The organism is Sphingosinicellaceae bacterium (assembly GCA_019285715.1).
Classification (GTDB): Bacteria; Pseudomonadota; Alphaproteobacteria; order Sphingomonadales; family Sphingomonadaceae; genus Glacieibacterium.
In genome coordinates, this window is the sequence record CP079108.1 from 1,094,417 (window position 1) to 1,117,949 (window position 23,533).

At 64.4% G+C, this 23,533-nt stretch carries 23 protein-coding genes; 12 read left to right on the top strand and 11 right to left on the bottom strand.

Features of this window, described 5'->3' with window-relative positions:
- Nucleotides 1–238 precede the first annotated feature (238 nt).
- The 6 genes from KX816_05170 to KX816_05195 form a co-directional block, all read right to left on the bottom strand.
- A complete protein-coding gene (locus KX816_05170; GenBank protein ID QXQ07418.1) occupies nucleotides 239–1,129 on the bottom strand; it encodes an alpha/beta hydrolase in 891 nt (296 codons plus the stop codon).
- Nucleotides 1,130–1,163: 34 nt separating this feature from the next.
- A complete protein-coding gene (locus KX816_05175; protein ID QXQ07419.1) occupies nucleotides 1,164–1,946 on the bottom strand; it encodes an SDR family oxidoreductase in 783 nt (260 codons plus the stop codon).
- Nucleotides 1,947–2,021: 75 nt separating this feature from the next.
- On the bottom strand, nucleotides 2,022–2,480 hold the full coding sequence (locus KX816_05180; protein ID QXQ07420.1) for an ester cyclase: 459 nt from the start codon (nucleotides 2,478–2,480) through the stop codon (nucleotides 2,022–2,024).
- A gap of 98 nt (nucleotides 2,481–2,578) precedes the next feature.
- On the bottom strand, nucleotides 2,579–3,478 hold the full coding sequence (locus KX816_05185) for a Crp/Fnr family transcriptional regulator (GenBank protein QXQ07421.1): 900 nt from the start codon (nucleotides 3,476–3,478) through the stop codon (nucleotides 2,579–2,581).
- Entirely contained in the window at nucleotides 3,471–4,001 is a 531-nt protein-coding gene (locus tag KX816_05190) for a DUF417 family protein (GenBank protein QXQ07422.1), read from the bottom strand. Before KX816_05190 ends, KX816_05185 begins: the two co-directional genes overlap by 8 nt.
- Nucleotides 4,002–4,213: 212 nt before the next feature.
- Nucleotides 4,214–4,747 (bottom strand): DUF417 family protein, encoded by a 534-nt coding sequence (locus tag KX816_05195; protein QXQ07423.1) that lies wholly within the window; start codon nucleotides 4,745–4,747, stop codon nucleotides 4,214–4,216.
- Nucleotides 4,748–5,588: 841 nt separating this feature from the next.
- On the opposite strand from KX816_05195, the gene KX816_05200 reads away from it, so the two are divergent.
- The 3 genes from KX816_05200 (at nucleotide 5,589) to KX816_05210 (ending at nucleotide 8,905) form a co-directional block, all read left to right on the top strand.
- The gene (locus KX816_05200; protein QXQ07424.1) at nucleotides 5,589–6,065 is read left to right on the top strand and encodes a VOC family protein; all 477 of its coding nucleotides are present in this window, start codon (nucleotides 5,589–5,591) and stop codon (nucleotides 6,063–6,065) included.
- A gap of 105 nt (nucleotides 6,066–6,170) precedes the next feature.
- On the top strand, nucleotides 6,171–7,643 hold the full coding sequence (locus KX816_05205) for an APC family permease (GenBank protein QXQ07425.1): 1,473 nt from the start codon (nucleotides 6,171–6,173) through the stop codon (nucleotides 7,641–7,643).
- A 272-nt stretch (nucleotides 7,644–7,915) separates the two neighbouring features.
- On the top strand, nucleotides 7,916–8,905 hold the full coding sequence (locus KX816_05210; protein QXQ07426.1) for a Gfo/Idh/MocA family oxidoreductase: 990 nt from the start codon (nucleotides 7,916–7,918) through the stop codon (nucleotides 8,903–8,905).
- 453 nt (nucleotides 8,906–9,358) lie between these two features.
- Here the strand turns inward: KX816_05210 and KX816_05215 are convergent, their stop codons facing one another.
- Entirely contained in the window at nucleotides 9,359–11,353 is a 1,995-nt protein-coding gene (locus KX816_05215; GenBank protein ID QXQ07427.1) for a hypothetical protein, read from the bottom strand.
- 360 nt (nucleotides 11,354–11,713) lie between these two features.
- On the opposite strand from KX816_05215, the gene KX816_05220 reads away from it, so the two are divergent.
- Together KX816_05220 and KX816_05225 are read left to right on the top strand one after the other, a co-directional pair.
- Nucleotides 11,714–12,316, top strand: coding sequence for a hypothetical protein (locus KX816_05220; GenBank protein QXQ07428.1), 603 nt, complete (start codon nucleotides 11,714–11,716; stop codon nucleotides 12,314–12,316).
- Between the two features lie 672 nt (nucleotides 12,317–12,988).
- Nucleotides 12,989–13,369: a hypothetical protein gene (locus tag KX816_05225; GenBank protein ID QXQ07429.1), complete on the top strand. Its 381-nt coding sequence runs from the start codon at nucleotides 12,989–12,991 to the stop codon at nucleotides 13,367–13,369.
- A 401-nt stretch (nucleotides 13,370–13,770) separates the two neighbouring features.
- On the opposite strand, the gene KX816_05230 is transcribed toward KX816_05225, so the two are convergent.
- Both KX816_05230 and KX816_05235 read right to left on the bottom strand, forming a co-directional pair.
- Nucleotides 13,771–14,193, bottom strand: a complete 423-nt coding sequence (locus tag KX816_05230) for a hypothetical protein (protein QXQ07430.1) — start codon at nucleotides 14,191–14,193, stop codon at nucleotides 13,771–13,773.
- Nucleotides 14,194–14,262: 69 nt separating this feature from the next.
- Complete coding sequence (locus KX816_05235; GenBank protein ID QXQ07431.1) at nucleotides 14,263–14,988, bottom strand: hypothetical protein; 726 nt, start codon at nucleotides 14,986–14,988, stop codon at nucleotides 14,263–14,265.
- 126 nt (nucleotides 14,989–15,114) lie between these two features.
- On the opposite strand from KX816_05235, the gene KX816_05240 reads away from it, so the two are divergent.
- The 3 genes from KX816_05240 to KX816_05250 all read left to right on the top strand — a co-directional run bounded on the left by KX816_05240 (nucleotide 15,115) and on the right by KX816_05250 (nucleotide 18,552).
- Entirely contained in the window at nucleotides 15,115–15,375 is a 261-nt protein-coding gene (locus tag KX816_05240; protein ID QXQ07432.1) for a helix-turn-helix domain-containing protein, read from the top strand.
- A gap of 639 nt (nucleotides 15,376–16,014) precedes the next feature.
- Complete coding sequence (locus KX816_05245) at nucleotides 16,015–16,662, top strand: hypothetical protein (protein QXQ07433.1); 648 nt, start codon at nucleotides 16,015–16,017, stop codon at nucleotides 16,660–16,662.
- Nucleotides 16,663–17,172: 510 nt separating this feature from the next.
- A complete protein-coding gene (locus tag KX816_05250) occupies nucleotides 17,173–18,552 on the top strand; it encodes a hypothetical protein (GenBank protein QXQ07434.1) in 1,380 nt (459 codons plus the stop codon).
- Nucleotides 18,553–18,556: 4 nt separating this feature from the next.
- Here KX816_05250 and KX816_05255 read toward each other — a convergent pair whose 3' ends face one another.
- Both KX816_05255 and KX816_05260 read right to left on the bottom strand, forming a co-directional pair.
- A complete protein-coding gene (locus KX816_05255; protein ID QXQ07435.1) occupies nucleotides 18,557–19,255 on the bottom strand; it encodes a hypothetical protein in 699 nt (232 codons plus the stop codon).
- The gene (locus tag KX816_05260) at nucleotides 19,246–21,084 is read right to left on the bottom strand and encodes an adenylosuccinate synthetase (protein QXQ07436.1); all 1,839 of its coding nucleotides are present in this window, start codon (nucleotides 21,082–21,084) and stop codon (nucleotides 19,246–19,248) included. Before KX816_05260 ends, KX816_05255 begins: the two co-directional genes overlap by 10 nt.
- Nucleotides 21,085–21,137: 53 nt before the next feature.
- Here KX816_05260 and KX816_05265 point away from each other — a divergent pair, with 53 nt between their 5' ends.
- From KX816_05265 to KX816_05280, 4 genes are all read left to right on the top strand, one after another.
- On the top strand, nucleotides 21,138–21,692 hold the full coding sequence (locus KX816_05265) for a helix-turn-helix transcriptional regulator (GenBank protein QXQ07437.1): 555 nt from the start codon (nucleotides 21,138–21,140) through the stop codon (nucleotides 21,690–21,692).
- A 67-nt stretch (nucleotides 21,693–21,759) separates the two neighbouring features.
- On the top strand, nucleotides 21,760–22,089 hold the full coding sequence (locus tag KX816_05270; protein ID QXQ07438.1) for a hypothetical protein: 330 nt from the start codon (nucleotides 21,760–21,762) through the stop codon (nucleotides 22,087–22,089).
- 139 nt (nucleotides 22,090–22,228) lie between these two features.
- Nucleotides 22,229–22,588: a hypothetical protein gene (locus tag KX816_05275; protein QXQ07439.1), complete on the top strand. Its 360-nt coding sequence runs from the start codon at nucleotides 22,229–22,231 to the stop codon at nucleotides 22,586–22,588.
- Nucleotides 22,589–22,746: 158 nt separating this feature from the next.
- Nucleotides 22,747–23,142, top strand: a complete 396-nt coding sequence (locus tag KX816_05280) for a JAB domain-containing protein (protein QXQ07440.1) — start codon at nucleotides 22,747–22,749, stop codon at nucleotides 23,140–23,142.
- The last annotated feature ends 391 nt before the right edge of the window (nucleotides 23,143–23,533 follow it).

Here is a 23,533-nt window from a genome sequence, read left to right on the forward strand (position 1 = left end):
ATGAACCGCTCGCTTCCCATCGGGACGTGGATCTGCAGGGAAGAATCCATGAACGTCTAAAGTCCCGCCGCTCTCCGACGGAGCTGCCACCGCCCCGCCAGGCAGGCCTCGGTTCCCTTCGCGGAACGCGCGGCTTCCAGACCGCGGGTCGCAAAGCGGTCGAGATGTCCGTTGGTCGTCGCCTGGGTCGTCCATTACGTTGGGCGCCCGTCGGTGCTGCGGCATCTGGCCCAGAATTCTAAGCCGCGAAGAACGCCTTGATCTCGCGCGCCACTTGCGCAGTGTTCTCGTCGAGCACGAAATGGCCGGCGTCCAGCCAGACCAGCTTTGCGTCGGGGAGGTCGCGCTTGTAGGCCTCTGCTCCTGCCGCGACGAAGATCGGATCGTTCTTGCCCCAGAGGATCAGCGTTTTAGGCTGATGCTCGCGAAATGCGACATGCAGATCGTCATATCGAGCGACATTGGACTTGTAGTCTTCAAGAAGGTCAACCTGATAATCCTGTGTGCCGGGGCGGTCCAGCAGCGCCTGGTCGAGCACCCAGTTGTCGGGATTAATGTTCTCTTCGGCCCTAGCGCCAACCAGCCACTGGTACTTGGTGCTTGCCGGCCCGAGGAACTCACGGCCAGGGGCTTCCGTGGCGTCCGTGCGGCTTTCCCACAACGGGGCGAGAGCGTCCCTCAGCGGATCGCCGATACCTTCTACATAAGAGTTGGCGTTCTGGACCACCAACCCCTTCACCGCGTCAGGGCGCTCAGTGAAGATGCGGCAGCCGATCGGGCCCCCGTAATCCTGCATGTAGAGAATGTAGGATGTGAGTCCGAGCACGTCGATCAGGCCGGTCACATGCCTCGTCAGATTGTCGAAGGTGTACTCGAACTCCGTGTTCGACGGCGCATCCGAATGGCCGAAGCCGATGTAGTCGGGGGCGACGACATGGAAGCTATCCGACAGAGCCGGGATAAGTTCACGGAACATCTGGCTGCCGCTCGGCAGGCCCGGCAGCAGGATGATCGTGGGCTCGGCAGGGTCGCCTGCCTCCCGATAGAAGACCCCCCGTCCGTGCACGGACGCAAAGCGATGCTTGGTAAGACGTCCGGCGTCGGACGCGTCGGTCAGGGGCGGCGTCATGAATAGTTCCTTTCGAGGGTACCAAGTACCTGCTTCAGGCGTGCACCGCGCCGCGGTCGACCTGGATCGACTGGCCCGTGATGCTCGCCGCCCAGTCGCTCGCGAGGAAGAGATAGGCGCCTGCCACGTCGGCTGCTTCGATGAAGCCTGGAAGGGACTGCTGAGCCGTTGCGGCGGCGAGGACCGCCTCAGTCGTCTGCCCAGTAGCCTCGGCCAGATAATCCGCCGAACGCAGCGCTGCGTCGGTACGCACCCAGCCCGGCGCCACGGCATTGACGCGGATGCCTCTGGGGCCGAGCTCCCTGGCCCAGGTGCGGACCAAGCCCAAGGTGGCATGCTTGGATGCCGCGTAGGCCGAGAATCCCGATTCTGCGGTTCGTGACCAGATGGACGCGGTGCAGATGATCGAAGCGCCTCGGGTCATCGCCGGCAGGAAGGCCTGCGTGACCGACCAGGTGCCGACGATGTTGATGCGGCTGATCCGCTCGACCAGTTCGAACGTCTCGGAACGGGCATCGTCGATCCAGGTGAGAGCCTCGAGACCGGCATTGTTGACGAGAATGTCCGGCGTCGGGATCTTAGTCACCAACGCCTCGACAGCGGCGCGGTCGGCTATGTCGCAGAGATGAGCCGTCACCTTGCGGCCGTCGCCGAGGCGCAACCTCTCGGCGGCCTGATGCACGTCGCCGCTTTCGGCGACGATGTGCACGTCCGCACCGGCGTCGGCGAAGGCCTCGGCGACCGCATAGCCGATTCCGCGGCTGCCGCCCGTAACGATGGCGGTCCTTCCGGACAGATCGACGGATGGCTTGGGCATGTCACTGGTCCCTCGCGGCCCTATGCGGGCCGGATCAGATTCGAAGACGAACGAAGGCCGGGATACTCCGACCGCCTACGCTGCTTTGGTCAGGACACCTGCTATGTCGGAGTTGCCCAGCGGAAGGACGCCGAGCTGGAAGAACAAGCCGAGCGTGTCCTCATGGTACACGTACTCGACGACCTTGCCGTCTCTGAAACGGAAGATCTCCGCGCCGTATATGTCCACCGTGCGCCCGGTTCCGGGAATGCCGTAGAAGTCGCCTTGGTGGGTCCCCTGCAAGCGAAAACGACTGGCGACCTGATCGCCTTCCGAAAGGATTTCCACGACGTCTTCGCGGATATCTGGAAAAGCGTTGCGCCAGAACTGCACGAGCGCCTTGAAGCCCTCCCGCCCCTTCGGCCAGCCCGGCAGGAAGTGACCATGCTCGACATCGACCGCGAAGATGTCGTCGATGCTCGCCATGTCGCCCATGTTCCAGCAGCTCGCGTAGATGCGTCTTACGGTCTCCTTCTGGCGATCCTGGTCGGTCATGCTGGTTCTCCTGAGCCGCGGATACGGCCATTCTCGCTTGAAACCGTTCGGTTTCCGTCTGGATCGATTGCCTACGTCGATTCGACGGCTAGCATTGCTTAACTGGTTTGCGTCGCCGACCGGCCGACCGGGGCAGCCGGAGATGCCTGTCCGGTGGTCACGCGTGGAGCAGGTGGCTCGCGTCTCTCGAGTTCGTCGCAGTATCGGACCACGTCGGGGGTCGCACCGCGTAGTTGCAGATAGCTCTGATTGAAACAGGCGATGCCTTGAAGACCCTGAACATCCAAAAGATGGACGACCCGCCGCTCCATCGAGATCAGACCGCGTAGTCGATACTCCTTGAGGATGCGGTTCACGTGAACGGGAGTGATGCCGAGCGTGTCCCCGAGTTCGGTCTGGGTTAGGGGAAACAGGAACCGCCCTCCGTCCGCGAGGCCGATCGCCGCGTGGCGCCAGAGCAGTTCGCAGAACAGATAGGCGATGCGTGCCCGGGCGTCGCGGCGCCCGAGCGAGACGATGCGCTCGCGCAGCATCGCCTCCTCCTGCATCGAACTCCACCAGAGCGCTGCAGATATGCGCGGTCGGCGCGCATAGGTCTCCATCATGCCGTCTCGGGAGATCGGCGCGATCCGGACAGGGGTCAGGGTGCCGATCGAATGATCCATGGAACGCAGCAGGAACGCATGTGAGTCGCACAGATCCCCGGGAAGGAGGAACGTCATGATCTGCCGTCCTCCGTCTGGCAGCATGCGATAGCGGATTGCCATGCCCTCCTTCATCATGAACACCGATCGCGGCACGTCCCCCTCGCCTGCGATGTCGACACGGGCGGGAAAGCATTCCTCCGCACTCGTGAGTGCGTCGAGGACGTCGTGGTCGGATGGCGTGAGCTCCGCGAAGTGGGACAGCTTGCGGGTTAGTGGATTGAAGTCCTGCCGAGCGTGGCCGGCGGGCTGGGGACGCGGAGTGTCCGGCCGAGCTGTCGATGCTTCAGGCATCGGGGGACTCCGCCGACGGCCGCGGCCCGTCGATCCGAACGGCCGCGGCATGTCCGCGGACTGCGCCGCGCTCGGCCAGGCCTATCGAGAGCATTAGCAACGAGGAGGCCAGCAGGACAATGTCCTTCACTAGGAAGAGGCCGTCCGGTGTCATCACCGGGGCCGCATCGGGGGCGAACACGCCCGGAGTTGTCAGGAGGAAGCTGAGCGTCGTGACGAAGGTAAGGCAGGCCCCGGCGGCCCCGGCCAACGCGAACCTCGAGCCGGCCCGCCAGAATCCGACTGCCAGCAGGACGCCGAAGGTGAGCTCGGAGGCCCCGACCACCATACTGGCACCCTCGACGCCCAGGACGTTGAGCCATGAGGTGAGTGGGCTGTTGCTCACCAGCGGTGCGATGCCCTTGGCTTCGATAGGCGAGAACTTCTGAAGGCCGAAGACGATGAAGATCGTTACGAGCGCGCTTCGCAAAAGGCGCTCTGCCAAGCGCTTGAACGGTGACGATGGGACCACAACACTTCGCATCTTATCGTTCCTTCGTCGGCGACCGATTGACTGCGGTCCGAGGGGCCGCATCGCCTGGTCGTCAGCCTCATCCGGCAACTCTCGCTCGGATTTGCACGGCCCAGCGCGAATTCTGGTTGCCGCCGTCGCGGCCCGCCGGTCTCCCGAGGGCCCTCGAAGCTGGTTTTTCGGACCGCGCGCCGGGAGGGTGGGAGCGCGCGGTCCGGCGACCGTCAGCGCGAGCGCCGACGCACGCTAGCTTCCACGAGCGAATGGCCGAGCAGCCAGAGACACGCGGCGAAGAGGACGATGTCCTTGAGCAGAAAGGCGCCGGGCGCCGTCGAGAGTTCGAGCGTTCCTTCGTGGCCCATGGCGATGACACCTGGCGTGGTGAAGAGGCAGCTCAGGGTGAGGACGAACGACCAAGCGCCCATGGCTCCACCCAGTGCGGACGCCCGCGGATCTACTACGCGCGCAGCGATCAAGAGGGCCGTGGTGATTTCGAACACGCCCAGAAACTTCGCACCGCCTTGCACGCCGAAGAGGTCGTACAGCCAGGAAATCAGAGGATTGTTAGAGATGATCGGGGCCAGACCCTCTGCCTCGAATGGCACGAACTTCAAGGAGCCGAACCATAAGAAGACGATCGCGAGCGTGACGGTGATCGTCCACCCCCCGACCCTCGCGATCGTCGTGCCCAGTACAGGCGAGTCCATCTGACGCTTGGGGTCCTCGATCGTTGTAGGGGCGGTGCTGATCATGGTCATGGCGTTCTCCTCCAAATTGCGTCGTCCGCGCGGTGTCGGGCCCGATGATCAAGCGATCAGGAGAGGGCCTGGTAGAAGGGTGGGCGCCAACCGAGACGGGCGCGCCAACCGGAGTGACGGGGTTCCGGAGTCGGATTGAACGGACCGTGCAGTTGCGACCCCACACCGGCAGTCGGCGTCAACACCGTCGCGGCACCTCGAAGTCGATCAACGCCTGGACCAGCCAATATTCGTACCTGCTCGCGACTTCAGCGGCGCCCGGAGCCGTAGTGTGGCCCTCGAAACTTCGCCTCGGCCTAATCGTATCGACTGACATTGTCCGAGCCTTTCGACGTCGAGAATTCAGTGACCCAGTGACTTTGCCAGACATGACACACGCTGAGCGATTTCATGCGGTTGGTACCATACCGGTCGGCCCATCAGGCGAGGAAAGGGCAATGCGGATGATTACGGCGCAGGATAGGCTACAAATCGCCGACAAAGGTTGAAGTCGTGAGCGACACCGCCGACAGGGCGCGAAGAAGCGCTGCCGGGCCGCCAAAGAAGGTTAAGGTGGCGACGTGCATGCGAGTCGACGGTCGGAAGCCAGGCCCCGCAATCCGCGAAGCTGCTTAACTGGTTAAGCCTGACAGATCGCAATCGCTGATAGTGCTCTTCAGCAGGAGGAAGGCACGACCTGACTCCGGCCGGCCGGTCGTGTGATCGGCCGATCCAACGGCGGTCAAACCTGCCTTCCGCCTTCACCCGTTAGGATGCCGACCCGATGGCGCACGATCCTCGAGACCAAGAAAATCCTGTGATACCCGCAATGGCGGCGGCACCGGCGTCCTTCTTGGGCAGGATGGTTGAGACGTGCATCGTCACGCAGGACCATCGCCGTACGATGGAGGGGCTTTGCCGGCTCGGGATCGGCCCGTGGCGGGTCTTCACATTCAATCCCGGGAACACGGCCAATCAGACGTATCGTGGCAGGCCTGCCGAATTCGTCCTCACGGTATGCTTCGCCGAGGTCGGGGACATGATCTGGGAACTGATAGAGCCGGTCTCCGGCGATACGATCTTCAGGGACCACCTCGATTGGCACGGTGAGGGTGTCCATCACACCGCCCATGACTGCAACAACATGCCGTTCGAGGCCCGACTTGAGGAGTTCGCCCGGCGTGGGTTCAAGCTGATCCAGTCAGGCAGCTGGATGGGCACAAACCATTTCGCGTTCTTCGGAACCGAGGATGCGACGACGACCTGCTTCGAGACCTACGTCTTCCCGGACGACTGGACCTACCCCGAACCCGACAGCTGGTACCCGGCGAAACCCTAGCCGAACAGGCTTCCTTGAATCCGCGCTCGCGGTCCGATCGAAGGTCGAGGAGCAGAACATGGCGCATGACCCCTACCAAGTCATCATCGCGATCGGCTCGGCGCGATGACGTTCAACGACCTGACCGGGTACGACGAGGACGGGTCGATCACGGACGTCGAGACCAAACTCAAAAAGGGACGGCTGAATACGTACGACGTGACACTGGCCGCGTTCGCCTTCAACGCTCCAGGCTACATCGCGGCTTCCGCGATACCGCTCATCTACGGGGTCGTAGGGCACGCGGCGCCGCTATCGATCCTCATCGCCTTCCTGTTCCCGATGTGCGTCCTGGCGTTCTGCCTGATCCGTCTCGTCCGTGAGGCCCCGTCCGCCGGAGGCGTGTTCACATTCACCGAGCGCTTCGTGCATCCCGGAGCGGCGACCGTACTCGGTTGGACCTATACGGTCATGGCCGCCACGACCGCCCCGCTGACCGCGGTGATCGGGGCACAGTACATCCAGGCGCTCGTTCCCGCTCTACAGGGGGACTATCAGGCGAGGATCATCGGCACGGTGATGCTCGTGGTGTTCTCGGTGGTCAGTAACCGCGGCGTTGAGTTGACGGCGAAGATCGCCGGTGTCCTTCTCGCGTTCGAGATCGTGGTGGTCGCAGGACTTGGCCTCTGCGGCATCATCGCTCCACAGGTCCACGACGTGCCGATCCTGTCCCTCTACTCGGTCAGCGCCGCCGGCGGACTGATGGCCGTCGGTCAGGGCGTGTTATTCGGCGTCTTCATGCTCGCCAACTTCGACTCGGCGATCAACTTCATCGAAGAATCGAAGGTGCCGGTGCGGACGGTGCAACGCTCGCTCGTGCTCGTTCTAGGCCTCGCGCTGATCGTTTACAGCCTCGCAGCCATCGGCTGGCAGTTCGCAGTCCCCATTCCTGAACTCACCAAAGCGAGTGCCGCGCCGGGTGGAAGCCCGATCGCCACCGTGGCCGCCGTCTATCTTCCGGGCTGGCTTACCTGGATCGCCCCCCTTGTCGTCGTAACGTCCAGCTTCGCCGGCATGCAGGCATCCCTCAACTCGGGCGCGCGGACCCTGTACCGCATGGGGCAGGACGGACACCTGCCGGCCAGGGTCTGTCGAACCAACCGCCATCAAGCGCCATCGACGGCGATCTTCGGACTCGCGGCCGCGGGTATACTCGCCGTCTGGCTACGGCCCTTCGCGAACCTCGTCTGGTACATCGACACCTTCACTATCACTTTGGTTCTCTCCTACGTCGCGATGCTCGCGGCCTACATCAGGCTGGTCTGGTCGAAACATCCCGCCGGCACGGCGACCATGCTCTCCCTGCTCCCGGCCTTGGCGCTCGTCATGCTCGTGTACGTCGCGTACTCGGCGGGCATCTCCGCGTCCGATCCGAGCGCCAAGTACAACGCTTGGTACATCGGAACAGCTGTTCTGCTGACGGGATGGTTGCTGGTCTTCCTGAACCGCCGGCGACGCAGGGCGCACCAGTCCCGACGCGCCGAAGTCGGCGTCGGTGTCTCCGACCTCGCGCCGGCAGCCGTCGTTTCATCAAGCTGACTGCACTGCCGCTCACCATCCGTCGGAATCTCTCTATGCACCAGACCGCGCCCATACCGCGGACTTCGTCAACGAGTGGTTGGGAGCTGGGAGGCGGTTTCGCCCAACCGCGGTTTCAGACCCCCGATGGACAATGGATTACCGTGAACCCTGATGATCCCGCATTGCATGATTGCCTCGGCGGCTAGGAGCGGTGACGTTGTCGAGATGTCGCCGGATCGGCGGGACAGGCATCGAGACGGGATCGAAGCACACAAACGAGAGGGACCGCATTGTCCAAGTACAGGATCGGCATCATAGGTTTCGGCAAGATCGCACGCGATCAGCACCTCCCCGCGATCGCCGGCACAGGCGCGTTCGAGCTCGCGGCGGTATCCAACATCGGCGGGTCACCGCCGCCGTCGGGCGTTCCCGCCTTCCCCGGCTACGTCGAAATGCTGGAAGCCGTCGCGGACCTCGACGCGGTGGCGATCTGCACTCCTCCCGGGCCACGCCGCTCGATCGCCGCTGCATGCCTGGCGGCCGGCAAACATGTGCTGCTCGAGAAGCCGCCCGCGGCGACGGTCGCGGAGGTCGGCGACATCGCGCGGCGTGCCGCGGCGGTCGGCAAGGTCGCCTTTGCCACCTACCACGCGCAGCATAATGCCGCCGTCAAGCGCGCCGCCGATCTCCTTGCCGGCAAGACGGTGAAGTCTCTCGGCGTCATCTGGAAGGAGGATCTAAGGCAATGGCATCCCGGACAGGACTGGATCCTGGAGGCGGGCGGCTTCGGCATCTTCGATCCCGGCATCAACGCGCTGTCGATCCTGACCCGCATCCTTCCCGAACCGGTGTTCGTGAGTGCGGCTGAGCTGTTCTTTCCAGCCAACCGCCAGGCGCCTATCGCGGCCCGTCTGACATTCGGCACCGGCCTCGCCTCGGATGGGCAGCTGACCGGCGAATTCGACTGGCGTCAGACCGGCCTGCAGACATGGTCCATCTCCGTCGAAACCACCGACGGGACGCGGCTCGAGCTGACTGACGGTGGGTCGCGACTGGAGATCGAGGGCGCGCCACCGTTCGTCGGTCCGGCCGACGAGTATCTCGACATCTACAGGGAGTTCGTTGAACGCTTGGCAGACCGCCGGTCGAACATCGACGTGGCGCCCTTTCAACTTGTCGCGGACGCTTTCCTGGTCGCGATCCGGACCGAGGTCGCTTCTTTCGACTTCGCCGGACCGTCGCGGACGCCGCCCTCTTCAAATCGCCCCAACGCGGATTGACCACGCGCTTCGCATCGGACGAAGCCACGCGGGTTTTAGCTCTATCGATGCGCCGCAGACGACTCGGGCGACGGAATGCACCGACGCAAAAGGTTGGCTGCTTGGTTTCCATGGATGTCGCCGGGGATGCGAACCTGCAACGCGCCGGCTGATACCCGCAGACGGCGGTCGTCGGAGAGGTGGTGATGGGTCCAATCTTGAACGGCAAAGGCGCTGACCATTGTGGCCGGGCGGCGGCAGCCGAGACGATGGTCTCCGCAAGCGGATCGGCTGCCGTCGGAAGCGGCCTGCACCTGCGGTCGTGAATTCCCCCGTCCAGAACCATCGGCTGACGGGACAGCTCATCGCGCAGCGCCGGTCGAGGAGGTCGTTCGATCCGTAACGCGCAGGCGACTAGCCACCGGCTGACATGGTGACGTGGTTAGCCCGCCGTCGCTCCCCGAGAAGCCAGGTTCAGTCCTCTGCGAACGGTCCCAGGGCGTGATAGGTTGGTTCGTCAACAACCGGATAGGTCATCGTAAGCTCGCCAGCCTCCCCGGCAAGGGGGATAACGCTCGTCGTCCACCGGATTGCGGCGCGGTATCGGGCGACCCCGAGGTGCTGGGCGAACACCTCAGGAAGACATGCCGCCGCCTCCGCCGCCGATCCGTAGAGCTTCCTGGTGTCGAAGTTGATCGGACCTCCGGGTTCGAACCTCGCGCCGGCGTGATATTCGCCGTCGCCGAGGAATATCCTCAGGAAATGCGCGTCGATGACGTGACAGCCGCCGACCTCCATTCCCACCCCGTTACTCTGATTGACGACGATGAGCGGCACCATGCGCAATTCCCGCATGTCTGCCAGGAGTTCGTGCGCGAGTGTCTGCTCGATCCGCAACCATTCGGCTTTCCGCATCGCCTGGACGGAGGCCATTTCGAGCTTGCGCACGTAATTGTAGCACTCGCCGGGCTCGGACGGGGCGAGCAGGCACTTGATCTCGCAAACCAGAACGACGTCATCGATGCGGATCAGCAAATCGATCTGTTCGTCCGATTTGCGCCCGGGGAGATACGCGACTGCCCATGCGGACGGCTCGAGCACGGGATTGCCCTCAAGCGCTCCGCGCACGAGTGCACGTACCGACGCTTCGTAGATCTCACCGTTCGCCGTCTTCGATAGATCAACTCTTCCCTTGCCCTGCAGCCACCGCTCGGTGCGGCGGATGGGCGAACCCCACACCAGAGCCCCGACGGCGAAGAGCAGTCGTTCCCCACCGGACACGGCGACGAGCGGCTTGTGCCAGAGGCCGATGCGGAAGAGCTCGGCGATGTCCGCTACCGGATCGGTGGTAAGCGCCGTGATGCAGGCGTCGGCGGTCTCCGTGTCGATCTCGAGGCAAGTGGCCGTCGCTGCGACGACCGTCGCTCGTTTGATCGAGCAGGCCGCGCGCTCCATCGTCGACCAGTCGGGTCTGTCGGGATCAGGGTCGTTGGGAAGTAGTTCCTGCGCCAGATCCTGCAGTATCTCGATCACCCGCGACAGCAGGGCCGGCGTGACGCCCGGGCCGCCGACCTGCTGGTCGGCGAACACCCGGGTGTAAGCATCGTCGATCGCGTCCAATGACAACCGGTGGCCGATCGTCCGTCTTTCGTCCGGCGCTCCAGTCACGGGAAAGGCCTCGCCGTCAGCCCACTCCACGGCGACGACGGTCAGCGGTAGGGCGGGCTCTCGCAGGGCTCCCGGCAGCGCACGCTCGATCTGGTGGTTGAGCATCGCGCCTTGCAAATGGAGAGACTGCTCCCGTAGATCCCAGACGCGCCAACCTGCCTGCCAGTCGGGGTCGCTCGGCGTCATTGCGTAGCCGCCTTCAACCTCGTCGAGGCGCCAGCCTTGCCATAGCGCTTGCTGCCAGACGTCGCGGAAGGCTCGTTCCAGCGAAAGGATCATGCCTGCACGGTGTGCGTGAGCCGCAAGTTCCCGGCTCGGCGCAACGGACGCCACCCGGTCCGCGGTCGCGGCCGCGAACCAGTGGGGAAGGGTGTTGATGACCGACGTATTCAGATCGTCGGCGGTGGCGGGCGCAAGTCCCGGCGCCGGCTCGATCAGGATCTGGCTGATGGCGCCGAGATCCAGCGGTCGTCCGCTCGCCTGAGCGTCCGCCGTGGCCGCTTCGGCCTTGGACTTGATGATCAGAAAGCTGCGATTGGCGTCGGCGAGCGCCAGCGTCACAACCTCGTCGGAGGAATGACCGACAAAGAGGTCTTGCGTGTATATCTGGCTGAGCACTTGCCTCTGCCCACCTACGAGCAGTGCGGTTCCCAGCAGCTGCAGGTCGCGGCTGGACACGGCCGCCTCCCCGGCGGCGTCAACCATGCTCACCCAGGCGTCGGGCTCGAAGGCGCGGCTGGTGGGATGGGCGAGAGCCGGCTTCGCTCTTCCCGTCAGGTGCCTAAACAGAATGGAGTCCATAGCGGAGCTGCACGACATGGATCGGGGCATGGAAGCAACTCTGATTGCGAAGGGCTTGTCGCGTGCCGCAGCTAGCACAACGCGGTCTAGCGGTCCCTCGGTACCTTCCTGCGCCGGTTGCTATCCGCCTTGGCGATCGTTGAGCGCGATAATGGCCCTGCCAGCGGGTCGCAAACGACAGAATACGGTCATCATGAACGTGGCCAGTCGTTCGCCTCGGTGGACGGCCTTGGCCGGGTTCCGAGGCCGCTGACACAACAGGGCGAAGTCAGATCTCTTAAAGGTGGGTTTGCCGAAGGCACGAGGGAGGAAAATGGACCTTCCCCGCCAACGACATCCAGAAACCGCAAGGACGAAAAGATGATACCGAAACTGATCGACGAATCCGAAAGCCACTGCTTCGTGGTCGACGAGCGCAACGGCCTGTGGGTCCTGTTCGCAAGCCGGGACGCGATGACACGCGGCGGCGTGGTTCAGCCGCTCTGGTGCCGCGAGGCCGCGGACCGGACGACGTTGAGCGCGCTATTGCGCTGGGCGGCTATGCGGCGCGACCAGTGGGCGGCTTGGGGCAGGCTCGGAGAGGCCACCGGCAGCGAGGTGCTGAACCTCCATCTCCAGAACCTGCTGGACGCCGATCCGATCGCAGTGGTCGTGGGTACGGTCATGCAGCGCGGCGAGGATCCGTGCGTAGTCGTTCTCGGCGAAATGCTTTCCAGCGGCCACGGCTCCGGGTTTGAGGTGCTGCATCGACACACGTTCGCCTCAACGACCGCACGCAGCCGCTTTTTCGACTGGCTCAACGCCGACGACAACATGCACGCCGTCGAAGAGCTCGCGTTCCTCGCCTACAACCACGGTACGGACACGATCGACGCCACGATGGACAGGATCGCCGCCCTCCCTGTCGCGGCACCTCCTGAGCGTATCAGGGCCCGCCGCAAGCAGCCGACCGCGATGAGCTGACGCCGTCGTCCTGGCCGATCCTCCGGGGTCGGCCAGGGGCCTTCCACCGAACCGTAGCCGTCACCGCGGAGGCGACGTCCGTGCATGCCGTCTCGGGCGCGCGGCACCCGACTACGATCATCCGGACGCCTCGACCCGGCAAACCGGTGTTCCCATCTCCCCCAGCCCAACGTGCGTCTACCCACCCGACCAGCGGGCCGATGGCGCGGCATCACGATCCGGGAACACCGTCACAAGGGGGCTGGAAGGAGCTGGTCCATGCCCAGACAGTCCCGTCATGAAGAGCGACACGCGGGGCCGATACTGTCAATCCGACACAAGAACGATCATGGGTACCAAGCACGATCTGGCCGTCATCGAGGCACCGTCGCGATGAAGCGAGCCGCAGGATGGCGGACTTCGGAAAGTTCGACGGGCGCCTGACTACGCCGCCGTTAACCACACGCATCCGAACCTTGAATGAGCTTAGTCCGGTTGTAGAAGCTCGTGAAGGCGCGGTCACCGGGGGCCGTCGGATATCGGCTGATTTCATCCACAGGTCGCTGCGGTTCTCGCGCAAGCCCGTCCACCTTGGTTCACGTAGCAGGACGACATGCCATCACCCACTCTCGTCCACAGGTTTGTTCACTGCACGTTCTTGATGACGCCGAACAACCAGTTTACGCCGGTAGCATGGTCGGGCCGGTCCGCTCCCTCGACGACCTAAGTGCCAAGGGCGCTGATCTGCTCATCGTCTGCCGCGCCTGCGGCCACGACCGCAGTGTGGCCATCGAACAGGTGGCGGCGATATTCCATCAACGTCGGTGGCAGACCGATTGGCGTGCCGCACATCAGCGGTTCCGATGCCGGAGATGCGGTTCGAAGGATGTGCGCCTCGACGCCGACTTCTACGGTCAGGCACTGCGGAAGCAGCGTCGTCCGGCATCGCTCTCGGCAGTGCCCGACGCCTTGAAGCCAGGACTCAGACCACCGCCGCCGGGCGTGTCGCTGCCCGATTGGAACCGAGCTACGGAGAGGGAACGCAAGAAGCTGACCGACTTGGCGCTCAAATAGTGTGCAAATCCCGCCGCAGCATCCGATCGAACTCTGTGGGCTAAGCGTGGCCCTTTTCTAAGTGGGCTACAGCCTTCTGATGCACCGGGCACGTACGCTGCGGAAGCGAGCGTACGATTTGCGTCCATCTGACCGAGGAGGGGCTCCGCAGGCACCGCACCATGGCCCCTGCTCGCGGCGGCGAGCAGATCGGCATCGCGCTACCGTCCACTGACGCTCAGGCGGGGGGCAGCGACTTGGTCGATTTCGGCAGGCGCGCGTGGCATACATCATCGTCTCGTTCAGACCCGTGATCTCCCGAGGATCCGCCCGGCCGAGCATGGTCGGCGACTCCGGTCAGCCGACCCGATGACGATCGACGATAGAACTGGGCCAGACCCTTCGTCGGACATAGATCGTACTTAGTCAGAAACCGCCCGCTGAAGATCGCGATCAAGCCAAGTCCTGAATGCGAACAACGCGAGGCCGCAGCCAGCCGTTATGCCGAACAGGAGCCAGGTCAGCCCGGTCGATCGGGAGAAGCGCATGTCTTGGGAGATGAAGACGACCATGCCGACCGCGCCGGTGGCAAGCATGCAGAGCAGGATCAAGAGTCTGAGCGCCCGGAGGAAACCCAGCTTCGCCTCCGACTGCGTAGGGCGCCAGATCGCCCAGGCGAACAGACCGACGACGAACGCGATCTCCGACCACCTTCCGGCGGTCTGGGAGATGTTGGCGCCAACCAGTTCTCCCACGAATGCCGTCCCGAAGATCCACGTGAACAGGCCGATAACTCCCCACCGTCGGAGCGCCATTCCGAACAGGAATCCCCACAGTATCGGCATCGGTCTTACTCCAAGGTACGTTTTATTCTCGCTGCGCGATCGGCTGCGCAACACATGTCACCGCGGGCTTCAGAATGCGGGGGCCTTGCGCTCGGTCGCTGCGACCGAAGCCGCTCTGACTTCGATGCGATGATCGAGATCGGTCCTCGCCCGATTGCCCATAAGCAGGACCAGATTGACGTCGCGTGTGCCGATGGCACCGAAGGCAGGACGCGTGTCGCACAGCGCCAGTAGATCGCCTTTCGAACACCAGCGGGCATCCAGGCTTTCCGTGTTGGTGTACTTCGATGTCGGCTTCCCGAACTTCGCCTGCAGAGCCGCGAGATACTGGGCGGGACTGTTGCCGTCCCAGGAGCCTATGTAGGTGATTGACGAGAGGGTCGCTCCGGCTTCCATCGGTAGAAACTGCAGCAGGTAGTGGTGGCCGTTGGCGTCGGTCATCGACGTGCGCTCCAGTACTCGGGGGACCGAGCCAGCATTTCGTCCGAGCAGAGACGCCGCCTGCATCTTCACACGACCGTCGAACGATGGATTGGTCAGATTGCCGCCGTTGAAATGCAGCCCCAGGCGCTTGGCGTTGCGGTCGGCCTCGCGCACCGACATCCCGAGCTTGAAGCCGAACAGCTCGAACGTGGCAGGATCACCCTCTAATATTGGCCTGCCGGCGATCGCCGTATCGTAAATTTCCAACCCGTAGGGTTCGGGCGTCATGCCGATCGGCCGAGGGTCGGGGTGTCCCGTCGGAGAGCCGATCCGCTGGGCGACGGCTGGATAAGTCCCCGACAGCGCAACCATGACCAACGCGATCGACGCAAACGTCCACGAACCTGAACCATGCAACGATCTATCCTTCCAGACCTAGGCTAATATCTTAGGCCATAGCCCGTGGTTTAACTGCCGTCCAGACGGTCGCTGTTGTGCATGGACGCTCGCTCACTGCTCGGCTGGAACATGAGGAAGCTGCGGTCCGAGGCGGGCCTCTCGCAGGAGCGCCTTGCCGCCGACTCCGGAATCGACCGGGCCTACGTCAGCGAACTCGAGCGCGGCGTCGTCGCGGCCTCCGTCGACATGCTGGACCGGCTCGCGACGATCCTGGACGTGCCGGTAGCCGCGCTGCTCGAAGAGCCACCTGCAGGTGCAGCAGCGCCTGCGAATCTGACCAGGGGTCGGAAGCCGGCCTGAGGATCTACTGGCCGGCGCTCGCGGATCGTCAACGGCGACCGTACGGTCGCGCCTCGAAAGGCAAACGCCAGCTGCTCGTCGGCTGCTGGCGGATCGTCCGTGTCAACGATGCAGATCGTTTACGGCCGCTGCGTCGCTGTCGCGTGGGCATCGCAAGGTATGAAACCGACAGCTGCTTCATTGGATGAGAACGTCGAACTCGTCGAGCGCGTCTCGGAGCCTGCCGCGACGATGCCCCGCCGCTGCTCCAATCTGGGATAACGGCCGACCATCCGCGCGGCGTCTCCTGAAGTACGACGGCGCAGGCTTCGCACTCGGCTGGCCGCACGCCAAATGGATCCGAGGGCACGGACCTATGTTCGCGCGTCGCGGTGGTGCAACGATTGGATCCGGCTGTCTGCCGGAATCCGGCCACCGGTCCGTGTTTCACAAGCAGCGGCTCCTCGAATGTCTTGCTCGTACGTTTCGCCGCCCGCGTCAACGACCGCTCGGTCTGCGGCCCCGTGACGCGATCAGCGCCGCTTCCACCGTCCGCACCGAGGCCGAAGATCTCCTGGAAAGCCGCGACCGGCATGCGCATCGAAAAAAGTCATCGCGGGAATCGCGGTTTTGCAGCTACACTTTCAGAGGATGAAAAACATGACGATCGCAGTGAACATGGCCGTCGGGCCGACCATCATGCTCCAGAGCGGTGAGTGGTTCGACATCCTCGACCCGAGGGGGAGCACATTCACGATCGAGGATATCGCCCACGGTCTCGCCAACACCTGTCGGTACGCGGGTCAGTGCAAGGAATTCTATTCAGTCGCGGAACACAGCCTCCACGTGAGCGCGACGTGCACGACTGCTCCGTTCGAAGCGCTCATGCACGACGCCGCGGAAGCCTTCATCGGAGACGTGACCCGACCGCTGAAGCAATTGCTGCCCGAGTACAAAGCCATTGAGCACGACATAGAACAGGCTGTCTTCGAACGCTTCAGCCTTCCGCCGATCCTCTCCCCCGAGGTGAAGCAAGCGGACCTGCGCGTGCTCGCCGCCGAGCAGGCCCAGATCATGGCGCCCAGCACTAGCGACTGGGCCAAGACCAGCAACATCTACCCAGCGACGATCCGCGTGGAGTTCATGCCGCCGAAGGCCGCCAAGAAGGCGTTCCTGAAACGGTTCGCCGAGCTGTCCGCGCTGCGCGAAGCCGTCGCTCCATTCTCTCGGATGCAGGGCATTCTCGCTCTCGAAGTCGTGACCGCATCGTATGCCAAGCGGTCTGAACGGGAAGCCAGCCACGAGTGATCTCAAGCAGCCGTGGCTCCCAGCCGTTCGCGCACGTAGCCGATCTCAGCACCTGCTCGTAAGCGTCTTGCGCTGACATTCTGGGGCGATCGGCTCCGCGCGCGCACTAGACTCAGGACGACGGCTCATTCCACCGGCCGGACTGAATTTCGCGTCGGTTCGGATACGGGCGAACCGAGCCGAACTCGATGACCACGAACCACAGGAGACCGCACCCGGACCTTCGCACCCGTATTGCCGGGATGCAGTCGGGCGGATCTCGCCGAAGCGCACCCGTGCCGGCTGCAATGTGAGATCCGTGGACGAACGGGTCGTCGCAATCGCCTCATCGGCCGTCTGAAGCGTCAGTTAGCTCGAACGGCGAGAAGTACCCCTTCGACGTCGTGCTGCTCGAGTGGTCGAACATACATCGGGACGGCCATCTTTTCTGCCCGCGCCAATGCGCATCCCCGCCATTGGGGGATTTCGCGGATGGTCAGGGAGGTCAATCCTAGGATAGGGGAAAACCACATGGCAGGCTTGGAACATCAGAAGGACGAAATCCTCGACCGGCTCGCGCGTATCGGGAACGTGGCGCAATTCTTCGCGCTCCGCCCCAGTTCAAGCGGCCCCGTTGAAACGTTCAGCCGCATCAAGGGACGCGAGCCGAACCAGCGCCACAGCGATATAGACGAGGCGATTTCCGGAATCCTGAACGCCAGCGCAGACCGCATGGTGAACGTTCGGAGCTATACCCCAGACAGCCCCAGAAGCCGCGAATTCGTCTATGGTCTGAACAGTCTTGAGGCGGTTGCGAACACGATCGCGCGCCTGACTGCCGAAGGTCTGCACCTGATCATCAACGAGACGATCGACGTATCGGACGGTGGCGTGTCCGGCGTCGTGCAGGGCGGGACGATCGAGTTCGCACCGGACGACACCCCCCGCTGCGTCGAGAAGCCCGGCGTCGCGTCGCTTCCTTTCGAAGACGGCGTGGCGATGCTCCGGACCGTTTACGGGTTCGCGCCGGACCTGCACGCCGCCGACGGCGAACGGACCGAATTCAGCATCCACCCGCGGCCCAGTGGCTGGCGCGGGACCCACACCCTGCTGTGGGAGCACGAGACGGGCACCCGGCCGGCCAGGCCGACGGAGCCGAGCTGGCCGAACCGCTTCAGCCGGTTGATCGGCGACAAGGCATTCGGGTTGCTGGTCGCTGACCGTCTGGGACTACCGGTGCCCCGCACCCTGGTTATCGGGCGGAGAGTCGCGCCGTTCTCCTTCGGTCGGCCGACCGGATCCGCTGAGGTCTGGACGAGGACCTGCCCGACGGAGCCGCAGCCCGGCCTCTACACCACCGTCAAGGGATGGACCGACCCGTTCGCCTTGCTCGCCGCCGAGGACGCGGACGCGGACGTGATCGCGTCAGTGCTGCGCCAGGACGCAGTGCAGGCGGCGCATTCGGGAGCGGCGATAGTCGGTCCGGACGGCCAGTTGCTCGTCGAGGGACGTTCCGGTGAGGGCGACCTGCTCATGCTGGGAACGCAGGGACCGCAACCGCTTCCGGTTTCCGTCACCAGTTCGGTGCGCGATGCGCACGTCGCGCTCGCCGCGCACCTCGGCCCGGTGCGCTTCGAATGGGTGCACGACGGCCTGACTGTGTGGGTCGTGCAGCTGCACCGCGGAGCTACGCAGAGCACAGGTAGGTCGATCGTCCCCGGCGACGCGCGGGAATGGCGGGAATTCAAGGTGGGGGACGGCCTCGAGCGCCTGCGCGCAATGCTGGTCGAACTACCCGCAGGCGACGGGGTCGTTGTGCATGGAGACGTGGGCATGACCAGCCATGTCGCCGATCTTCTTCGCCGGGCTGGCGCTCCCGCCCGCCTAGGCCCCCCCCCAGCACACAACTAGCGTCTCAAGGACTGTCGCCCGGCTGCGCGCCCGGCCGTTGCCATACCGTCCCGATCACGGCGTCGTTCCGGACGGAGTGCACCGCGATCACGTGGTCCGCCAAGTCCGCAACCGAGTGATCGACAACCAGCTCGACAACGTTGTCGGCGACCGCACGCGTCTGTGCCCGGGAGGTGAAGGGAAAGGCGTCGACGCGTCGGAAGGTGTCGTGACCACGTGGCACCGCATTCATCATGGAAAAGCCGCTGTTGATCGGACTGAGCCAGATCCGATCGCGATGGGCCGCGACCAAGCTCGCGGTATCGATCGTCATCACGGTCTGGGGCACGTCGCGGTAGGCCCTCGCCTTCAAGAGCCGCCACACGCGCTGTTTCGACAGCCAGAAGAACGAACGCGAATTGAGAAGTTCGTACCAGTCCTGGGGCGTCAAGCCGTCCTGCAGGCACTTCGCCAAGGTGGCGTCGGTCATCGGCTTCTGGTCGCGCAGCACCGCGATCGGCAGGCCGTCGGCCTCGAGCCGCACCGAGTCCGGACGTCGGCAGGACCCCAGTTGGTGCCGGCGCTGGCCGTGGACACCGTATGCATCCAGCAGTGCGGACGCACTCATCAATCCGTGATCCCGTATCGCCGGCCAGGCGCCGTCGTGCGCCATGTGCCAAAGCCGAGGATAGGTCCCGATCAGTTCCTCCTCGGTCAATTCCATTTCCTCCTGTCGATCACGCCATCCTTCGCGAACGCCTTCGATATCAGCGACACCGGGGCACCCGCCACCCCCGCAACACGCTCGGCGAAGGTTCGGGTCTCGTCGTTCAGCTGCTCGAAGCTGGTCGCCAGGCGATTGTCGATGCCGAGATAGTCCGCGAACGTCAGCGCGATGTCTGTCGCGCCGTTCAGGACCGCGGAGCGTCGCAACTGCCCCCAGTCGAACTCCCCGATCCGCCGCTGGGTGTTGGAAATCGTGCCCTTCTCGACCCTGAGCAGTTCCTCGAGCGGTATGCCGGAACGCCGGGCGAGTTCCTCGTATTCGACCTTGCGGCCCATCCAGCCCGACGTGCCGCCGACGCGGATGGGATAGGTCCGCACCACCATGATCACCTTCCTGACACGCGCCGGGGCGATGCCCGCGTCCGACAGGCAGCCCGCAACTGAGGTCTCGCGCGAGGTCACGTGCGGATAATGGCCGTGATGGATGCTGAGCGTCGTGCCCTGCGTCCCCTCCAGCATCACCCGGGTCCCGTCGGCGAAATGCCGGTCGAGTTCCGCACGCACGTCGCGGACGTAGTCGGCGAGCTGTTTGACGTCGCGGGCGAGGGTCACCCGCGGACCGAACGTCTGGCCACCACGGTTCAGTATCTTCCGTGCACTGGCCGCGCCGACGCCCTGCGCCGTCGTCGCGATGGAAGCGAGTGCGCCGCTCTCCGTCCTGCGGTCCTCGTCGTCGATCACCATCGCCTGGGGATCGATCGAGAGGCGGTCCGGCTGCAGCCCGTGCTTGAGCATCTCGTGCATTAGCTGCGGAAGCCAGATCGTGGATCCGGCGGCGATCAGGATCTTCGCGTCCGGATTGGATCCCGTGCCCGACGGGAGCTGGACGTACTTGCAGTAGGGGTCGGCGACGAGATGTCCCGCGTTCGGCCCCCCGACGCGCACCAGGACGCCGTAGCCCTTCGCGAGGTGCGCGACCACATTCCCCTTGCCCTCGCTCCCGTATTGACCGCCGACGATGACATCCACCAGCGGCGTCACCTCCGCGACCGGTTCGCCACGCCAACCCATCGCCGCCACCGCGAGCGTCGCGGGATCGGCGTGATCGGCGTCGAGCACGAGGTCGGCGACGGCCGCAAGATCGCCGATCGCGGCCTCGGTGCCGTTCAGCTTCACCTCCGCATAGGTGGCGAATTCCTTCAGCTCCGCGGGACGATGCGCGTAGCGCGACTCCAGCGTGTCGTCATCCGCGGTCAGATGGACATGCAGCACGCGGTCGCCGAAGCGCTCACGCAGCGCGTCGACCTGGCCGGCGATGCGTGCGGAATCCAACAGCAGCACGGCGGTAGGCAAGTCGGCGTGCGGGTGGGCGGCCACGGCATCGGCGACCCAGCCCCCGCCGGTCTGCTCATCCAACAGGTCGCCGGCCGCCTGGAGCGCCCCGCGCTCGTTCGCGCAGCCGGTCTTGTCGATGATCCACTTCCTGGTCGATACGCGCTCGGCCCCATGGAGCTTCGCCAGCGCGTCGGCGAAAGAGGACTTTCCGACCCCCACCGGGCCGGACATGGCTATCAGAAGTCGCATTGCATTCCCCAAATCCGGCCCCGGGCGGGCATGGACGTCGGCAAATGAACTACCGGTCGGGCCGACACCAGACAACGGAACCGATCCGGATGCTTTGTGAAGCGCCACCCTGCGCAAGCATCGGACCCGGCGCAGCCGGTGGCGGCGATCCACCATCGTGGCTATGACGTGAAACATCTCCTGAAACGAGTCACCACCCTGCACATGGTCGCCGGTCACGTCTCCACTCTGGCCGAAGTTCACGTGTTCGGCTCTTCGAACCCACAATGGAGCACGTGCCCCATCGAGCGCATGGCATGACCAGCGATCGGCTTGTCGATGCCGACGCAACCCGCAGATTGCGCGAACGTCAGAGCGAGTGCCTGCGTCTGATGGCGCGCTGTCGGACGCCAAAGGAGATCGCGACCGACCTGGAACTGTCGGTCGAAACCGTACACGCGCATCTCAAAGCCGCGCGGCGTACGCTCGCGGTGGGATCAAGCCGACAGGCCGCGCGAATACTAGCCGACGCCGAACTATTCGTCGGTCAAAGCATGGGTACCCACGCTTTGGGCATCGCCTCACGCCTTTCCAACGCCGAAGTCAGCGGCGAGGAGCGGGGAAATACCTCGGACCGGACGCAGGACGAGTTGGCGACCTTCAGCGACAGTTGGACGGCCATTTCGCACCAGCCGATCGAAAGCCGAGAATCCCCACGCTCTTTGAGAGGCCGCCTTGACGACCTGAGCCCGCTGCAGCGCATCGTCCTCATGGGCATCGCGCTGGCCACGGTGGTCATCGTCATAGCCGGCCTCTCCGCCACCGCGACCAGCCTGCAGTCGATGCTCTGGTCGATCTACTACCGGCGCTGAGCTCCGACCCTTCCGGTCGGCGGTGCCGACACAGGGGGAACGCATGCTAAATCAACGCCTTACCGCATTGCGAACGGTCAAGTCCGAGTTTTTAGCGGCCGAGGCCGCCCAGGACGAGGCAGCCATCCGAACCGTCCGCGCTGTCGTCGCCATGCTTGAGGCACGGCGAGACGCCAACGTTCCGATGGGCGTCGGCGTTGACGAGATCGCCAAAGCGACGCGAGCCGCGGTGCTGTCGATCGAAGCACGCCAGATCCTGATCGAGACGCACCCGGAGCTAGCCAAGCTGCCGGCCATGATCGGCCTAGGCGCATGGGCATACGGCGACGACGGGGTCTGCCCGCCTGTTGATGCACCGCGCGCCGCCGATCAGGACCATCTCAAAGTGGTTGCCTAGCCCGCTTGACGGCGGCGAGCCGAACTGGTGACCTTGATGAGTGGCGATACACTCGGCGATCTTCTTCGCGGCTTTGCTAGGCGCGTGCTCCTTCGCGATCGCGCGTGGGGGCGCGCCAGAGAGAGCGGTGGCCTGCATAATGCTGTGCGGCGTCCTCGCCACGCGGATGACGAACTCGGCGCTGCCGGTGCGATACAGATCGCTCGAATGGCCGACGCTCATCGTGGACGCTGTGGTGCTGATCGCCTTCCTGGCGATCTCGGTGAAGGCGGATCGCCGGTGGCCCATGGCGGTGACGAGTATACACGCGCTGACCGTGGGCGCGCACGCGGTGAAGGTCGTGAGCCCCGAGCTGATCCGGACGGTCTACTGGATGATGACCAATCTCTGGGTCTATCCGCAACTGGCGCTGCTGGCAGCGGGCACATTGCGCCACCGCGCTCGCCTGGCCGGGAGCGGTGCCGATCGATCCTGGTCGAGATTCTCGACCCGATCGTAGGCGACGTCGCCGAGCACCAGGCGACCGTCTTGATCCAGGCCCACGGTGCCCTCCCCACCGTTTTAGAAGCCCCTCGGCACGTCAATGTCCGGATTCTCGGCGGCGACGCCAGGGCTGCGGCCCACATCGCTGTGTTCCGGAAGGCAATGAGACGCTGCATGAAGCTGCGCGCGTCGGGCCAGCCCGTCGGCGGCGGGCCCGCCTTGGAGGACTACCTCGAGACGGTCATGGCGGATGAGCGCGTCGAGCGGATGCGCGTAATATTCGTCAACTCGCGTCAACGCATCCTCGCCGACGAGACGATGTGGACAGGCACTATCGATAGCGTGCCGATGTATGCCCGCGAGATCGTGCGAAGGGCGCTGATCGTCGATGCCGCGGGCATGGTCGTGGTGCACAATCATCCGTCGGGCGACCCCATGCCGTCTGCGCGAGACATCGAGGCCACCGGCGAACTGATGCGCGCGGCCATGGCCGTCGGCGTGGTACTGCATGACCACCTCATCGTGGGATCGGACGGTCGGTTCAGCCTGCGACGTGCGGGGTTGATGTGAAGTCGAGTCCGATCGTCCCGCGTGGCGAATCTTCGAATGGCCTCCCGACCTGGAGTGGCCCAACTGCCGCGGCGGTAGCGCAGAGACTGTACGACTGGCGACGACGTCGGGACGCGCTTCTCGAGGGACCGGTCAAGATCTTCGGCGAGCCCGCCTGGGACCTGCTGCTGGACCTATTCCTCATGCAGGCCGAGGGCCGGCAGGTGTCGGTAACGGATGGTTGCATCGGCTCTGCGAACCCGACGACGACCGCCATCCGACACATCGGTAGGCTCGAACTCGCCGGCTTAGTCGTCAGAGAGCGCGACGACGAGGATCGACGCCGTTCTTGGCTCCGTCTGACGGACACCGCAGATTGTGTGCTGCGGCGGTTCTTCGCATCAGTAGCGGA

Coding starts and splice junctions, on each gene's coding strand:
- KX816_05170 (QXQ07418.1), bottom strand. CDS start 1,129: ATGACGCCGCCCCTGACCGACGCGTCCGACGCCGGACGTCTTACCAAG.
- KX816_05175 (QXQ07419.1), bottom strand. CDS start 1,946: ATGCCCAAGCCATCCGTCGATCTGTCCGGAAGGACCGCCATCGTTACG.
- KX816_05180 (QXQ07420.1), bottom strand. CDS start 2,480: ATGACCGACCAGGATCGCCAGAAGGAGACCGTAAGACGCATCTACGCG.
- KX816_05185 (QXQ07421.1), bottom strand. CDS start 3,478: ATGCCTGAAGCATCGACAGCTCGGCCGGACACTCCGCGTCCCCAGCCC.
- KX816_05190 (QXQ07422.1), bottom strand. CDS start 4,001: ATGCGAAGTGTTGTGGTCCCATCGTCACCGTTCAAGCGCTTGGCAGAG.
- KX816_05195 (QXQ07423.1), bottom strand. CDS start 4,747: ATGACCATGATCAGCACCGCCCCTACAACGATCGAGGACCCCAAGCGT.
- KX816_05200 (QXQ07424.1), top strand. CDS start 5,589: ATGGTTGAGACGTGCATCGTCACGCAGGACCATCGCCGTACGATGGAG.
- KX816_05205 (QXQ07425.1), top strand. CDS start 6,171: ATGACGTTCAACGACCTGACCGGGTACGACGAGGACGGGTCGATCACG.
- KX816_05215 (QXQ07427.1), bottom strand. CDS start 11,353: ATGGACTCCATTCTGTTTAGGCACCTGACGGGAAGAGCGAAGCCGGCT.
- KX816_05220 (QXQ07428.1), top strand. CDS start 11,714: ATGATACCGAAACTGATCGACGAATCCGAAAGCCACTGCTTCGTGGTC.
- KX816_05225 (QXQ07429.1), top strand. CDS start 12,989: ATGGTCGGGCCGGTCCGCTCCCTCGACGACCTAAGTGCCAAGGGCGCT.
- KX816_05230 (QXQ07430.1), bottom strand. CDS start 14,193: ATGCCGATACTGTGGGGATTCCTGTTCGGAATGGCGCTCCGACGGTGG.
- KX816_05235 (QXQ07431.1), bottom strand. CDS start 14,988: ATGGTTGCGCTGTCGGGGACTTATCCAGCCGTCGCCCAGCGGATCGGC.
- KX816_05240 (QXQ07432.1), top strand. CDS start 15,115: ATGGACGCTCGCTCACTGCTCGGCTGGAACATGAGGAAGCTGCGGTCC.
- KX816_05245 (QXQ07433.1), top strand. CDS start 16,015: ATGACGATCGCAGTGAACATGGCCGTCGGGCCGACCATCATGCTCCAG.
- KX816_05250 (QXQ07434.1), top strand. CDS start 17,173: ATGGCAGGCTTGGAACATCAGAAGGACGAAATCCTCGACCGGCTCGCG.
- KX816_05255 (QXQ07435.1), bottom strand. CDS start 19,255: ATGGAATTGACCGAGGAGGAACTGATCGGGACCTATCCTCGGCTTTGG.
- KX816_05265 (QXQ07437.1), top strand. CDS start 21,138: ATGACCAGCGATCGGCTTGTCGATGCCGACGCAACCCGCAGATTGCGC.
- KX816_05275 (QXQ07439.1), top strand. CDS start 22,229: ATGCTGTGCGGCGTCCTCGCCACGCGGATGACGAACTCGGCGCTGCCG.
- KX816_05280 (QXQ07440.1), top strand. CDS start 22,747: ATGAAGCTGCGCGCGTCGGGCCAGCCCGTCGGCGGCGGGCCCGCCTTG.